Below are 13,713 nucleotides of genomic sequence, written 5' to 3'. Positions count from 1 at the left end.
ACACTGCACGTCAACGGGCCCGGCCACCACAGCTTCGTGCTGCTCAACGGCGACATCGCCACGAGCCCGCCCGCCGGGCCGAGGTTCCCGTTGATGTTCCACGCCGTACCCAAGGGCACCGCGTACTCCTGGGCGAACCGGTACTGGTACACCGGCACCTTCTGCTGGTGGGGCAACACCACCTACCGCCGCGCCAACGTGCCCGGCCCGACGACCGACACCGGGTTCAGCCTCAAGTTCTTCGAGTGATCCCGCGTCGACCACGCCGGCCAGAGATCTCGCCGGTCTGTGGCGTCCGTCCGTTCGTCACCCGCCGTAGCGCGTACTCCGCCGGCCCGTACCGGTGATGGCGCAGCCACCACGCGCTCACCGCAAGCTGCGCCGCGAAGATCAGCAATGCCAGCCCGGTCGTCCCCACCGGCGACACCCTCCCGGCCAGGCCGAGCCCGATCCCGCTGAAGATGAGCAGCCCCAGCAGCGATTGCCCCAGGTAGTTGGTGAGCGCGATCCGGCCCGCCGGCGCCAGGGCCGACCGCACGAACCCGAACCGCAGGCCGTGCATCATCCGCAGCAGCGTGGCCACGTACGCGGCCGTCAGCAGCGGCGCGGTCGCCGCACTCACACCCACGGCCAGTGGCTCGACGTTGCCGCCGCCCAGCGCGTACACCACGCCGCCCGCGATCCCCACGGGGAAACCGATCCGCTGGATCCGCCGCAGCACCGGTTCGTGACCGCTGACGCCGGCGAGGAGCCGCCGTCGGCCGGCAACCATGCCGAGCAGGAACATCGCCAGCGCCGTCGGGCCCTGGAACGTCGCGGACTGGAGCACCAGGAAGGGGAGCCCGGAGAGGTGGTGGCCGATGACGTCGCCCCATCCGCCGAGCATCGCGGCCGTCGCCTTCTCGGCGTTGGCCAGCGCCTCGGCTCGGTTCGGCAGGAACGCGGAGGAGTTCACGAAGAGCCCGCTGGCCAGCAGGCTCATCAGCACGACCCCGTAGAGCATGCCGGCGACGCGCAGCGCCGTCCGGTCGCGGACCCGGCGCATCGCGAGCAGGACCAGGCAGACCACCGCGTACGTCATCAGGATGTCACCGCCGTACAGAAGCGCGGTGTGCAGGGCGCCGAGGATGAACAGGCCGGCGATCCGGCGCAGCATCCGCGGCGCGAACGCGGCACCCGCGCGCCCAGCCGCCTCCATCTGCAGGGTGAAGCTGTATCCGAACAGGAACGAGAAGAGGAGGTAGAACTTCATGTCGACGAGCACCGTGGACAGGAACCGCGCCACGTCGTCGAGGACCGACGAGAACGCCGGGTCCGTGATCAGATTGCCCGGGTAACCGGAGGCCATGAAGGTGATGTTCACGACGAAGATCCCGAGCAGCGCGAAGCCCCGCAGCGCGTCGAGGTCGTGGAGGCGCTGCCCGGCGCTCGACCGGCTCGCCGTGGCGCCGATCGCGCCCGCTGACACGTCCATATGCTTTTCTCCCCGTCCGGCCCGGCGACAGCTTTAATATACAGGAGATACTATCCGTGGGACACAATGAGCCGTCAATGGTTGATGACGTGCCCGCCGACCTGGCGCGGCTCTGGCGGCTGCCGACGTCCGTACGCCGCGGCCGACCCGCTGAACTCGACGTGGAGCGGGTCGTCGGCGCCGCAGTGGACCTGGCGGACCAGGAAGGCCTGGACGGGGTGACCCTGCAGAAGGTCGCGCAGACTCTCGGCTTCACCAAGATGTCGCTGTACCGGCACGTGGGCTCGAAGGAGGAACTCGTCGAACTGATGACCGACCACGCCACCGGGCCCGCTCCCCGGCTGGACGCGGACAATTGGCGTGACGGGGTTCATCGCTGGGCGGCGGCGATCCGCGCCCGGTACGCCGAACACCCGTGGCTCGTGGAGGTGCCGATCGCCGGCCCACCCCGAGGGCCGAACGCCATCGGCTGGATGGACGCGTTCCTGCGGGTCCTGCACGACACCGGCCTGGATCCGAGGACGAAGGCAGGCGTACTCGTCGTCGTCAGCGGTTACGTGCGCAACGCGATCCTGCAGGGCCGGCAGATGGCGGAGGGCCGCAGCGGCACCGGGCTCAGCCAGACGGACGTCGAGCAGAACTACGGCCGCGCCCTCGCCGCGCTTGTCCAGCCGGAGCGCTTCCCCGAGGCCGCGCCGCTGTTCGCGGCGGGCGCGTTCGAGAGCGAACCGGGCGAGGACCCAGAGGACCAGGACTTCGCCTTCGGCCTCAACCTGATCCTCGACGGCATCGAGGCTGCCGTCGCGCGGCGTACTTCCTGAACCGCATCACGCAGTCGTGCTTCGAAACCCGCCACCAGTGTCAGCTGGGCGGCGGCGGGCATTCCAGGACCGCGATCGAGTTCCCGGCGAACAGCCCCAGGTGCGGGTGCCCGGAGAAGACCTGAACGGCTTCGTCGTGCGAGCCCGCTTCGACGATGGTGTACGTGGTGCTGATGGTGACGTGGGGCAGCTGCTGCTGGCGTCAGCAAACGCACTGGCCTCCACGGCCATGATCCCGATCGTCGGCCCGCGCACCCTGGCCCAGTTGGAGGAATACCTGACGTCTCTCGACCTCGACCTCAGCGACCAGCACTACCGGCGGCGGGACGACGTCAGTGCCGTCCGGCCCGGAGCCCCGTACGAGGATGTCGCGGCCGCACTGGATCAGGGCGTCGACGGCGACCGCATCCTGCTCGACAGTCCTCCCGTTCCCGCCATCTGAGGACGCCGCCGGGAGTTCACCGCGGCGAACTCCACACCGCCGGCACCTGGCCCGGAATTCACCGGTCCTTGCGGAGCAGCGCTGTCACCGCCTGTCCGTCGGCCGTGCCGAAGGTGCCGTCGGTGGGGTGCCCCAGCGCGGCGCCGAGCGTGCGCACGTGCAGATCGACGACCGCCTCCACCAGGTCGGCCAGCACGGACACCATGCCGCGGCCCTGTCGCCAACCCGCGACGCACAGGCCCAGGCCGACGACCGCCGCGGGCCACCACAGCAGGCCGAGCGCCAGGTACAGCAGCCCCCAGCCCACCCGTCGGGCGGCGGCGGCGACGTCGGCCTGCGCGAGTGCGAGCGGGCCCCGGGTCTCCTCGGGCAGCAGCAACCACAGTCGGGGCCAGGCGGCGGCCAGGTCCAGGCCGTAGCAGGCCCGCACCCGTACGGCGGTGGCGAGCATCCGGTCACCGATCCACGTCGGCCGGGCCGGCTCGGTCACCGCGATCCGGTCGCAGGCGCGGGCGAGCGCCTGGGTGTCCGGCAGCGGCCCGGTCACGTCGTCGGCGGACCGCAACCGGCGTGCCTTGTCTCGCAGGGCGCTCTCGTAGCGGTCCATCGCGGCGTTCCACCGACGTCGCCGACGGCGGGTCACGGCATCGCCGGCCCGGCCCCAGTCCTGGGTCCACGCGGCCATGACCAGGCGTTCCAGAGTCTGGGCGGCCATCGCGGCGACGACGCTGCCCAGCACGACACCGAGCACTATCAGCAGCGCGGACCCGGTGCTGCGGGTCGGTGGCCCGAGGGCGAGCCGGTCCACCTCCTGCCGCAGCAGCGGCAGGTCCCACCAGTGGGCGTGGCCGAGCCGCACCGCCACGGCAACCATCGCCACGAACACCACTCCGGGCAGCGCCAGTCCGGCGAGCCACCGCTCTGCCAGCTTGCCGCCGAGCGAGGCGATGACCGCGTTCACCGGTCCATCCGGAACGCCGGGAGCGGGCAGTCCCACACGGCGCAGCGCGGCGGCGCTTCGGCGTCCGGACGGGGGATCTCGACCCGGTCGCACAGGTCGGCGGGGCACACCTGGACTACTTCCGGGCGGCGGCCGTGGATGCCGGGCAACGGCAGGTAGCGGTCGCCCCGGGCGGTCGTGTCGCCACCGACCAGGCCGGCGACGCGCATCAACTCGGTCACCTCGGCGAGCACCGCGTCCACGCCCTGTTCGGAGAGCGACCGGTCCCGCAGCCGCGTCAGGGCCTGGGCCGGTTCCGGGCCGAGCAGGTCACCCACCTGTGCGACGTCCGCGCAGATCCGGGCCAGCCGGGTCGCCCGGTCGTCGTCGACTCGCCTGTCCGGCGCCGATTGACTCATCGGTTGATTATCTCCTGTCGATGTGGCGGGTAGCTGGCAGGCTGGGGAGCAACCGCGACGAGGAGGTGCGCTGGTGAGTCGCTTTGCGAGGGACGCCGTCGACCGGTGGCGTCGTGCCGCGGCGAGGCAGCCGCGCGGCGACCGGCGTTGGGCCGAGGCCCAGGTGGAGCTGGGGGCCGCGCTGCTCGACAGGTACGACTCGCACCTGGCCCGGCAGGACCTGATCGAGGCCACCGTCGTGCTGGAGGCCGCGATCCGCGCCATGGCCGACTCCTTCCTGGCGCAGGAGTTGGGTACGCCGCACGGTGTCCGCGCGTTGGCCACGTACACCGATGTGCTGCTGGTCAGAGCCCGGATCGAGGGTGAGCCGCAGCTGCTGGACATCGCCGAGCAGTATCTGCGGTTCGCCGAGGACGCCTCGGCCGACCTCGGCAACAGCGCCGTGCTGATGCTCAAGACCTGCCAGGTCTACCGGGCCCGGCACGACGTCGACGGCTCGGTCGACACGCTCTACCGGCTCACGGCCATCGCCAAGATGGCCGAGCAGTGGATCAGCGAGGAGCACCGGCCCGCGTTGCGGGGCATCCACGCGGAGGCGCTGGTGCGCGCCTTCCAGCTCACCGGCGTGGAGGACTACGTCGACGAGGCGTTGGAGCTGGTGTCCTCGGTGGACGCCGTGGGGCCCAACCAGGACCAGATCGTCATGCTGCGGGCCCGGTGCCTGCTGGCCAGGGCGGCCGGGACCACCCACACCGCCGATGTCGAGCGGGCCGTCGCGGTGCTGCGGGACCACACCCCGCGGAGCAACGAGCCGCGTTTCCTGCTCGGGCAGACGTTGCTCACCCTGGTCGACCGCACCGGCCGCGCCGATCTGCTCGGCCCGGCCTGGGAGGAGTTCGCCGCCGCGCTGAACACCGTTCCCGAGCGGCATCCGCATCATCGGATGGCGCTGGCCAGCCTCTCCACCGTCGGCATGAAGACGCACCAGCTCACCGGCGACATCTCCGCCCTGGAGACGGCGATCGGCCTGCTGCGCCGGGCGCTCGCGCTCTCCGTACGCGGCGAGGCCAACCACGCGTTGCTCCTGGACCAGTTGGGCTACAGCCTCCGGTTGCTCTACGACGCGACCGGGGAGCCGGCCTACCTGGAGGAGTCGCTCGACCTGCTGCGCAGCGCGCTGGACGCCCTGCCCGCACGCGATCCGCACCGAGTCGAAACCGGGTTGTCCATCGCGCAGGCGTTGCGGGCGACCTACCTGCGTACCGGCGAGAAGGCCCTGCTCACCGAGGCCACCGAACGGGCGCTCGCCGCCGGCCGTATCGACTCCGGGGCCGTGCCGGTCCGGATCCAGGCGTTCGACAAGGCGGCCTACACGCTGACCGCGCTGGGCCGGTGGAAAGAGGCGACGGATGCCTTCGAGGAGGCGATCACGTTGCTGCCCCGGCTGGCGTCGCGGGGGCGTACCCGACACGACCAGTACGCCGACCTCGGCTCGACGGCCGGGTTGGCGGCGACCGCCGCCTCCTGCGCCATCGGCGCCGGGCAGCCGGAGCGGGCTTTGGAGCTGCTGGAGCGCGGCCGGGGCCTGCTGCTGCACCAGCGGTTGACGGCGGACGGAGAGTGGGCGGCGCTGCAACGCGTCGACGGGCGGCTGGCGGCGGATTTCCAGCGGATGCGCCGGGATTTCGAAGCGCCCGCCCCCGAGTCCCCCCGACCCACCACCTTCGGTCGGGACCGGGAGACCGAGTGGAACGTGCTGCTGGAGACGATCCGGGAGCTGCCCGGCCTGGGCGATTTCCTTCGTCCGCCCAGCGCGCGACAGTTGCTCGACCAGGTCGACGGGACCGTGATCGTGCCGGTCGCGAGCGAGTTGCGCTGCGACGCACTCATCCTGCGGGAGCACCGCGTGTCGGTGCTGCCGCTGCCGGATCTGTCCCTGGCCGAGGCGATGACGCAGCTGCGGCTGCTCCAGGAGGCGACCACCACGGCGTACGATCCGGCGGCGGACGCCCGAGGCAGGCTGCGCGCCCAGTCGGTGCTCGGCGGCGTACTCGATTGGTTGTGGTCTGCCCTGGTCGGGCCGGTGCTGGACCGGATCGACGCGCCCGAGGCCGCCGGCGAGCCGCCGCGGGTCTGGTGGTGCCCGGTCGGTCCGCTGGCGTTCTTTCCCCTGCACGCCGCGCAGGCCGACACCGGCCGGTCCGCCCTCGACCGGGTGGTCTCCTCCTACACCCCGACGGTGACCGCGCTGGCCCGCAAACGCGCCGCGCCGCGGCAGCCCTCGCCCGACGCCCGGTCCTGTGTGGTGGCGATGCGCGCCACCCCCGGCGGCCCGGGCGCGCTGCCCAGCGCCGAACGCGAGGCGAGGTCGGCGGCGCGGGCGCTGCCCCGAGCGTGGCTCGGGCTGGACGCGCGGGCCACCCGGGAGCAGGTCCTGGACCGGTTGGCCGACTCGGCCTACGCGCACTTCGCGTGCCACGCCGTCGCCGAGCCGAACGACCCGGCGCAGGGCCGGCTGCTCGTGCACGACCACCAGGACAGCCCGCTCACCGTTGGCGACGTGTCCCGGCTCGACCTGGAGGCGGAGTTCGCCTTCCTGTCGGCCTGCGCGACCGCCCAGGCCCCACCGGCCCTGGTCGACGAGGCGCTGCACATCACCGGCGCCTTCCAGCTCGCCGGGTTCCGGCATGTCATCGGCACCCTGTGGGAGGTCGACGACGCGGTCTCCCTCGCCCTGACCACCGCCTTCTACGCGCACGGCGATCCGACCGGGTCGGCCGCGTACGCGCTGCACTCGGCCGTGCGGGGGTTGCGGGACCGCTACCCGCTGACGCCGACGCTGTGGGCGGCGCACATCCACACCGGCGGCTGACCTTTCAACGCCCGTCGATGAGCCGGACCAGCGCCCGGGCCTTCTCCGTATCGGGGTGGGTTGGGCCGTGTACGCGTTCGCACCCGGCCAGCGCGGCGCGCGCCTCCCGGCCCGCCCGCCGGTCGCCGGCGTCGATGAGCAGCTGGGCGAAGAACGTGCGCATCTCCAGGGTTCCGGGGTGGTCGACGCCCCGGCCCCGTTCACTGTCCGGCAGTGTGTCGGCCAGCAACCGGATCGCGTCGGCCCGCCGGCCCACCCCGGCGAGGGCCCTGGCCAGGGAGTGCCGGGCGTGCAGGCGTACCCCGTCGGTGGTGCCGAGGACGCGCCCGGCGTCGTCGGCGAGTGCCTGGGCGGCGTCGACCGCCTCGGCCGCCCGGCCGTTGTCGAGCAGGACGACCAGTAGGTTGCTGCGGGCCTGCAGCGTCACCGGGCTGGTGGGGCCCAACGTCCTGGTCATCCGCCGTACGACGTCCCGCAGGGCCCGCTCGGCCTGCTGGCTGCCGCCCTGGAGGTGCTGGAGCCCGGCCAGCTTCATCTGGCAGGCCAGGGTGGCCGCGTCGTCGCGGCCCAGCGTCCGTGCCATGCCGTCGGCGACCGTGCGTAGCAGCGGCTCGGCCTCGTCGAGGCGACCCAGCTCGATCAGCAACCAGCCGAGGTTGTTGCCGCTGTGCAGCGTATCGGCGTCGGAGTCGCCGAGCACCCGGCGGCGCGCCTCGTAGACGTCTCGTTGCACCCGTTCCGCCTCGGCGTGGGAGCCGCGCTGCCAGAGCGCGAAGGCCAGGCTGTGCTTGCTGCGCAGGGTATCCGGGTGCTCGGGCCCCTGCGCCGAGCTGCGCAACCCGACGACCTCCTGGTAGACGGTCACGGCCTCGGCGACGTCGTTGCTGCGCATCAGCTCCTGCGCGTAACCGGTCCCCGCCGCCAAGGTCCGCGGATCGGTCGCGCCGTACTGATCGTGGAAGGCGCGGTACTGCAACCCGTAGGCGGTCGGACCGCCGATCGTCGTGGTGGTCGGGCGACGACCGCCCCCGGTGAGGGTGATCTCGATGACCGGGCCGGTCGGCTCCGGCTCGCGCGGGGGCTCGTCGTCGCGTTTACGGCTGCGGTTGAACCATCTGCCCACTGCGCGCACCTCCCACGGTGTCGACAACGTCACGACCGAGCGACTTCCCGATGGCGACGCCCTGCTCAGGCCGCGCCCTGAGCGCTGGTTGCCCCGTATCGCGCGACCATGGTGCGGACGGCGTCGTCCACCACAGCGATCACGCGCTCGGGGGTCACCGTCCATCCCGGGACCAGCAGGCTCGGCCAGAACAGGTAGTTGGAGATCATCCCGAGGAACTGCGTGGCGGCCATCTGCGGGTCCGCGACGTCCGCCGTCCCCGCGTCGTGCTCGGCCACGAGGTAGGCCCGAACCGTCTCGAAGTACGGCAGCTTGCCCTCCGCGAAGTGCGCCTTGGCCAACTCCGGGAAGCGGGGCAGCTCGGCGATGACGATGCGGAACAGATCCGCCATCCCCGGCCGCCCCAACAGCGCCGCGTAGTGCCGCCCGAGCGCGGTCAGCCCGGCCGTCAGGTCACCCGTTGACGGCACCTCGGCCTCATCACCACCGGCCCAGGAGTCGACGACGATGGCATCGAACAGGGCCGCCTTCGTCGGGAACTGCTTGAACAGCGTCGCCTTCGACACCCCAGCCTCCTCGGCGATGCGCGCCAGCGACGCCCGGTCGTAGCCCAACTCGAGGAACAGCTGCGTGGCGGCCTGCACGATCAGCGCGCGCTTCTGCCGAGCCACCCGCTGGTGATAGGTCGTCATGCGGCCATCATAGCGAGGTGAGTGGGTTGACTCACCACCCGCGGCGACGTACCGTTGCCATGGTGAGTCGGTCGACTCACCATCTGTCTCTCACGGAGGACCGCATGTCCCGCTTCAGCGCTCACACAGTTCTCGTCACCGGCGGCACGGGTGGGCAGGGCGCCAGCCACGTCCGCGCCTTCCACGCCGAGGGCGCCAACGTCGTCATCGCCGACATCGACGCCGAGCGCGGCGCCGCCCTCGCCACCGAGCTGGGTGACACAGCGCTCTTCGTACGCCTCGACGTCTCCGACGAGAAGTCGTGGGCCGCCGCCGTCGAGGCGACCGAGGAAGCGTTCGGCGCGCTCACCATCCTGGTCAACAACGCCGGAGTGCAGAACCCGCCGGCCCTCATCGAGTCCACCGATTCGGCCACCTGGGCTCGCATCCTCGACATCAACCTCACCGGCACGTTCCTCGGCATCAAGACCGCCGCACCAGCGCTGCGACGAGCGGGCGGTGGGGTGATCGTCAACATCGCCTCCGTCATGGGCACCGGAGGCACCGCCTTCTACGCGCCCTACGTCGCCAGCAAGTGGGCCATCCGCGGGCTCACCCAGACCGCCGCCCTCGAACTGGGTCGCGACAACATCCGCGTCAACACCATCCACCCCGGCGTCGTCGCCACCGCGTTCATCACCGAACCAGCTGCCGGTGCCGACGCGCCGATCGCCGACTTCTACACCCCCGAGCCGTTCGCCGTTCCTCGGCTCGGGCAACCTGCCGACATCACCGCAACGCTGCTGTTCCTGGCCTCGCCTGAGGCCGCCTTCATCACCGGCGCCGAGCACATCGTCGACGGCGGGCTGCTCCTCGGACCCGCCCTGAAGGAGGCCGCATGACGTCGCTGTCACACCTACCGCCGGAGATCAGGCGAGCCATCGAGATCACGCCCGCGGCCGGCACCCGCGAACGGATCGTGGACATCACCACCACCGGGCGGCGCACCGGACGACAGCGCCGCATCGAGATCTTCTTCTACCGCGCCCACGGCGCCACGTACCTCTGCAGCGGCGCGGGCGGAGGCCCCACCGACTGGCACGCCAACCTCCGCGCGAACCCCGCCTTCACCTTCCACCTGAAGAACGGCGTCACGGCCGACCTACCGGCCCACGCCACCCCCGTCACCGACCCGGCCGAACGAGCGGCGGTCCTCGCCGCCATCGTCGACGACCTCAACCAACCCCACGACCCCGGCACGATCCGGCCGACCCGGCTGGCGGACTGGGCAAACAGCAGACTGATGCGCATCCATTTCGACTGAGGTCGGTACCCGCCTGTCAGCGGGTGAGGCCGACCACCGTGGCCAGTCGCGCCACGCCGGCCGGCGCCGGCTGCGCGCGGGCGACATCGGCGATGAGGGTACGCGCCAACGGCCGGCACCGAACCTCAGCCGGCGCGACACTGTCCGCGTCGACCAGGGCGCGTGCCGCCCCGCGCACGTCACCCAGTTGCAGGTACGCCCGCGCGACGTCGACCAGGTAGGCACCCCGATGCTCGGCCGGCAACCGCCGCCACCCCTCCCGCCGCACCAGCGTTGAATGCCTTTTCAACGCCTCGATCGGGTCGCCCTTTTGTACCATCACCAGCACCCGCGCCACCTCGACGGCGACCGGGCCGAAGCTGGTGCGGTGCGGGTCGTCGTACCCCCTCAGGTGCGCGGCGATCCCCGCGGCCCGCTCGGTCAGCTCGTCGGCGCGACGGTGCTCGCCACAACCGGCGGCAGCAAGGGCGGCCTGCACCAGCAACGTCCCACCCACCGCCCACTCCCGGTGCTCGCCCTGCCCCTCGCCCTCGCCTTCTTGATCAAGACGTTTGCGGCAACTTTGATCTCCAAAAGCGCCGCAAACCTCTTGATTACCGGAGTGGCCCGACTGTGGAAGGACCCGGTCGACGGCGGGCAGCAGCGCGCACAGGGCCAGGCGGTCGCGGCCCTGCGCGCGCAACGCCTGACCCACCGAGATGTTCGCTGCCGCCGCGAGCAGCCTGTCGTCGCCGGCGGCGGCCATCGCCCGGTCGGCGGCCAGCCAGCCGAGGTCGGCCTCGCCGAGCTTCACCAGCAGCGACGAAGTGATCCGGTACGCCTGCACCAGCGCCTCTGGTTTCCGCGCGGCCTGAGCGGCATCCAGCAGACCCGGCACCACCCGCACCAACTGCCCGTAGTGCGCGTGCTGGTAGGTCAACCAGGCATGCCCGACCTGCCTCCTTAGCTCGTCCGTCTGCGGTGGAGTCTGCCCGATGTCGTAGCGGGCGAGCGCGGCCCGGATGTCGTCCACCCCGTCCGGTGTGTCTGCCGGAGCGCTCCGCGGCTGGCCGAGCAGCACCTCCGGCTCGACCCGCAGGACGTGGGCCAGTTCCTGGATCACCGAGTACCGGTCCAGGGTGCGGGCACCCCGCTCGATCTTGTCCACCCAGCTCTTCGACCTGCGCAGCCGGTCGGCGAGCATCTGCTGCGTCATCTGCCGCCGCACCCGCCAGCTCGCCACCCGGCGGCCGATGGGGATGTCATCGCTGGTCACGCCGCCACCGCCGGTCCGGGACCGCGCGGGTCGTGTCGTTGACGGGTACGCGCTCCGCCTCGGCCTGGGCCAGGAGGCGCTGCTTGGCGGCCTCCCGCTCGGCCGCCTCAAACTGCTCGCCTCGACTTGCTGACTCGTCGCCTTGCATTCCCACCTCCGTTAGCCGGTGCGCGACGCGTCGACTGGCCGGCACCTCGAAGCTCTGCAATCACAAAAGTTCACTGCCGATCGGCCGACCAGATGGCAAGCGCTGCGCCCAGTTGCGCTGCTCAAGGAGTGGGTTGCGCAGGGTTGCGCGGATCCCCATAAGACGTTGGCAACCAATAGGGTCATCACTGTTGGTGGCCGACTAATGCCTGGAGGCGGAACCATGGCGCGACCGGTGACAAATGCGGCGCTCGAAGAACTGCTGCGTGCCGCCGGCTACGGCAATGCCCACGCCGCCTTCGCTCGCCAGCTCAACCACGCCGGCCGCAACGAGGGCACCTGGCGGTACGACGCGGCCAGCGTCTACTGGTGGTTACGCGGTCGCCGGCCTGGCGAGCACGTGCAAGCCGCGATGGCCGAGTCACTTACCCGAAAGCTCGGGCGGTCAGTAGCCCTCAGCGAGCTGGGCTTCGGCACGACCAACAGCCTCGGATCATGCGTGTACCCCGCGTCCGTCGATGCAGCGATTGACAACGCTGAGCGGGTATGGATCGCCCTGACAAAGCACCTTGGACAACAAGCCAGCGGGGCATTTGACAGCGGCAAGGCCCTTCAGGCCGCGCTCGGGTGGCGGTATGACCTGCGCGACCAAATGGTCAGCAGGAACGGCCGGCAGACAGTCAGCTCCACCGACGTTCAGTCGCTGTATGCCCTGGCAGACCACTTCACCGATCTCGACCGACGTCACGGCAGCGGCTCTCCACGCACCCGTGCCGTCATGGCTGACTTCCTCGTGGGTCAGGTCACGCCCATGCTGCGCGGCACTTACACCGATGCCGTGGGACGGGAGCTCATGCGCGCAGCGGCAACACTCTCTGGCCAGCTCGCCTTCATGTCGTATGACGCCGGCGCACAGCCCGTGGCGCAACATCACGCGACGCTCGGCCTGCGGCTCGCCAAGGCCGCTGACGACCGCCTCTACGGCGCTCACCTTCTGGCCAACCTGGCCACGCAGGCCGTATTCCTAGGGCACTCCCGCGAGGCAACGCGGCTCGTTGAAGCAGCCATTGACGGGGCAGGCCGCGCACCCGCCTCTGTCCTCGCCCGGCTTTATGCCACCGCCGCTACTGCGTACGGACAGTCAGGTGAGCGGCGCGCCTGCCAGCTTGCCCTCGCCAAGGCAGAGCGTGCTCTCGACAAAGTAAGCGCAGACCCAGGGCCGCGTTGGGCGGGCTACTTCAGCCCTGCCCACCTGGCCGGGGCGGCGCTGAGGTGCCTGGGCGACTTGAAGTTGTACTCGCAAGCCCTTCGACACGCTCCCGATGCGCTCATCCTCAGCAGCCAGAACACCCGGACGCGGGCCCTGCACACCGCCCTCGTCGCCGTGACTCATGCCCGCGCTGGCGACACCGATGCAGCCTGCGCCTGGGGCCTGAAGTTGGTGCGGCAGGACGGGGGCATCAAGTCGGCGCGTGTTCAGCAACGTGTCCGCGAACTCACTACCGCGCTCAGCCCAAAGCATCCGTCGCGACAGCTCACCAAGGCCCTGCACGCCCTCGCGGCCGTGTCAGCAGCCATCTAAATAAGAGCGCACCCAGACATGTCCGCTAGCCTCATCGAGGTGACCTGGACGGAGCCCGCCATGTGGTACGCGAACCTGGCTTCCTTCTACGCCGCCGCTGCGGCTTTCATCACCGACCCGGCCGGCAACGTGCTGCTCGTCAAGCCCACATACCGTGACCACTGGGCCTTTCCCGGCGGCTACGTAGACGAGAGCGAATACCCGCATGACGCCTGTGCCCGCGAGATCCGCGAGGAGTTTGGGGTATCTCTGGCGGTCGGCGATCTGCTAGTAGTGGATTGGGCGCCGCCCCTTGGGCCACGACCACGCGCAATAGTCAGTTTTACGTTCGACTGCGGCCTGTTGAGCAACGTCGACGGCTTATATCTGCCGGCGCAGGAGTTGGACGACGTCGGCTTCTTCGCTGAGCGAGAGGCTGAGCAACGCCTGCCTGAGATCGTTGCCCCACGACTGCGTGCCGCAAGACGCGCGCGCGACCAACACGCTCCGGAGTACCTGACCGGCGGCTCAGCTTTTCCGCCTGCCTGCTGACGAGTCAGCAGAAAGCGGGACAGAGCCTAGGCGACAACCCTCCTAGCAGTATCGACTCGCAGGCCGACTGGGTCTGTCGCCCCTGACCAGCCCTCTCGTACTGCGCGGTGAG

The 13,713-nt window shown here is 70.9% G+C and carries 14 protein-coding genes; 8 read left to right on the top strand and 6 right to left on the bottom strand.

From position 1 onward, the window contains the following. Positions 1-36 precede the first annotated feature (36 nt). Entirely contained in the window at positions 37-249 is a 213-nt protein-coding gene (locus O7614_RS16105) for a hypothetical protein (RefSeq protein WP_278139279.1), read from the top strand. Here the strand turns inward: O7614_RS16105 and O7614_RS16100 are convergent. Continuing rightward, positions 233-1,474, bottom strand: a complete 1,242-nt coding sequence (locus O7614_RS16100) for a DUF418 domain-containing protein (protein WP_278139278.1) — start codon at positions 1,472-1,474, stop codon at positions 233-235. The genes O7614_RS16105 and O7614_RS16100 overlap by 17 nt on opposite strands. Positions 1,475-1,551: 77 nt before the next feature. Between O7614_RS16100 and O7614_RS16095 the strand changes: the two genes are divergently transcribed. Both O7614_RS16095 and O7614_RS16090 read left to right on the top strand, forming a co-directional pair. Then, positions 1,552-2,295 carry a TetR/AcrR family transcriptional regulator gene (locus tag O7614_RS16095; RefSeq protein ID WP_278139277.1) on the top strand — a complete coding sequence of 248 codons (744 nt, stop codon included), beginning with the start codon at positions 1,552-1,554 and terminating at the stop codon, positions 2,293-2,295. Between the two features lie 106 nt (positions 2,296-2,401). Next, entirely contained in the window at positions 2,402-2,737 is a 336-nt protein-coding gene (locus O7614_RS16090) for a hypothetical protein (RefSeq protein ID WP_278139276.1), read from the top strand. A gap of 58 nt (positions 2,738-2,795) precedes the next feature. Here the strand turns inward: O7614_RS16090 and O7614_RS16085 are convergent, their stop codons facing one another. After that, on the bottom strand, positions 2,796-3,698 hold the full coding sequence (locus tag O7614_RS16085) for a hypothetical protein (RefSeq protein WP_278139275.1): 903 nt from the start codon (positions 3,696-3,698) through the stop codon (positions 2,796-2,798). Further along, positions 3,695-4,096: a hypothetical protein gene (locus O7614_RS16080; RefSeq protein WP_278139274.1), complete on the bottom strand. Its 402-nt coding sequence runs from the start codon at positions 4,094-4,096 to the stop codon at positions 3,695-3,697. The genes O7614_RS16085 and O7614_RS16080 overlap by 4 nt, the downstream gene beginning before the upstream one ends. A 73-nt stretch (positions 4,097-4,169) precedes the next feature. Here O7614_RS16080 and O7614_RS16075 point away from each other — a divergent pair, with 73 nt between their 5' ends. Continuing rightward, positions 4,170-6,968: a CHAT domain-containing protein gene (locus tag O7614_RS16075; protein ID WP_278139273.1), complete on the top strand. Its 2,799-nt coding sequence runs from the start codon at positions 4,170-4,172 to the stop codon at positions 6,966-6,968. Between the two features lie 4 nt (positions 6,969-6,972). Here O7614_RS16075 and O7614_RS16070 read toward each other — a convergent pair whose 3' ends face one another. Then, positions 6,973-8,091: a tetratricopeptide repeat protein gene (locus O7614_RS16070; protein ID WP_278139272.1), complete on the bottom strand. Its 1,119-nt coding sequence runs from the start codon at positions 8,089-8,091 to the stop codon at positions 6,973-6,975. 65 nt (positions 8,092-8,156) lie between these two features. Beyond that, the gene (locus O7614_RS16065) at positions 8,157-8,783 is read right to left on the bottom strand and encodes a TetR/AcrR family transcriptional regulator (protein WP_278139271.1); all 627 of its coding nucleotides are present in this window, start codon (positions 8,781-8,783) and stop codon (positions 8,157-8,159) included. Positions 8,784-8,887: 104 nt separating this feature from the next. On the opposite strand from O7614_RS16065, the gene O7614_RS16060 reads away from it, so the two are divergent. Both O7614_RS16060 and O7614_RS16055 read left to right on the top strand, forming a co-directional pair. Then, positions 8,888-9,664, top strand: coding sequence for a glucose 1-dehydrogenase (locus O7614_RS16060; protein WP_278139270.1), 777 nt, complete (start codon positions 8,888-8,890; stop codon positions 9,662-9,664). After that, on the top strand, positions 9,661-10,086 hold the full coding sequence (locus tag O7614_RS16055; protein WP_278139269.1) for a nitroreductase/quinone reductase family protein: 426 nt from the start codon (positions 9,661-9,663) through the stop codon (positions 10,084-10,086). Before O7614_RS16060 ends, O7614_RS16055 begins: the two co-directional genes overlap by 4 nt. A gap of 16 nt (positions 10,087-10,102) precedes the next feature. Here O7614_RS16055 and O7614_RS16050 read toward each other — a convergent pair whose 3' ends face one another. Continuing rightward, positions 10,103-11,341, bottom strand: coding sequence for a helix-turn-helix domain-containing protein (locus O7614_RS16050; RefSeq protein WP_278139268.1), 1,239 nt, complete (start codon positions 11,339-11,341; stop codon positions 10,103-10,105). A 370-nt stretch (positions 11,342-11,711) separates the two neighbouring features. Between O7614_RS16050 and O7614_RS16045 the strand changes: the two genes are divergently transcribed. Both O7614_RS16045 and O7614_RS16040 read left to right on the top strand, forming a co-directional pair. Further along, a complete protein-coding gene (locus tag O7614_RS16045) occupies positions 11,712-13,070 on the top strand; it encodes a hypothetical protein (RefSeq protein ID WP_278139267.1) in 1,359 nt (452 codons plus the stop codon). A gap of 39 nt (positions 13,071-13,109) precedes the next feature. After that, positions 13,110-13,601: an NUDIX domain-containing protein gene (locus O7614_RS16040; protein ID WP_278139266.1), complete on the top strand. Its 492-nt coding sequence runs from the start codon at positions 13,110-13,112 to the stop codon at positions 13,599-13,601. Positions 13,602-13,713: the final 112 nt, after the last annotated feature.

Source organism: Micromonospora sp. WMMD961 (assembly GCF_029626145.1).
GTDB lineage: Bacteria > Actinomycetota > Actinomycetes > Mycobacteriales > Micromonosporaceae > Micromonospora.
This window is presented reverse-complemented; position numbering and strand designations above follow the sequence as displayed.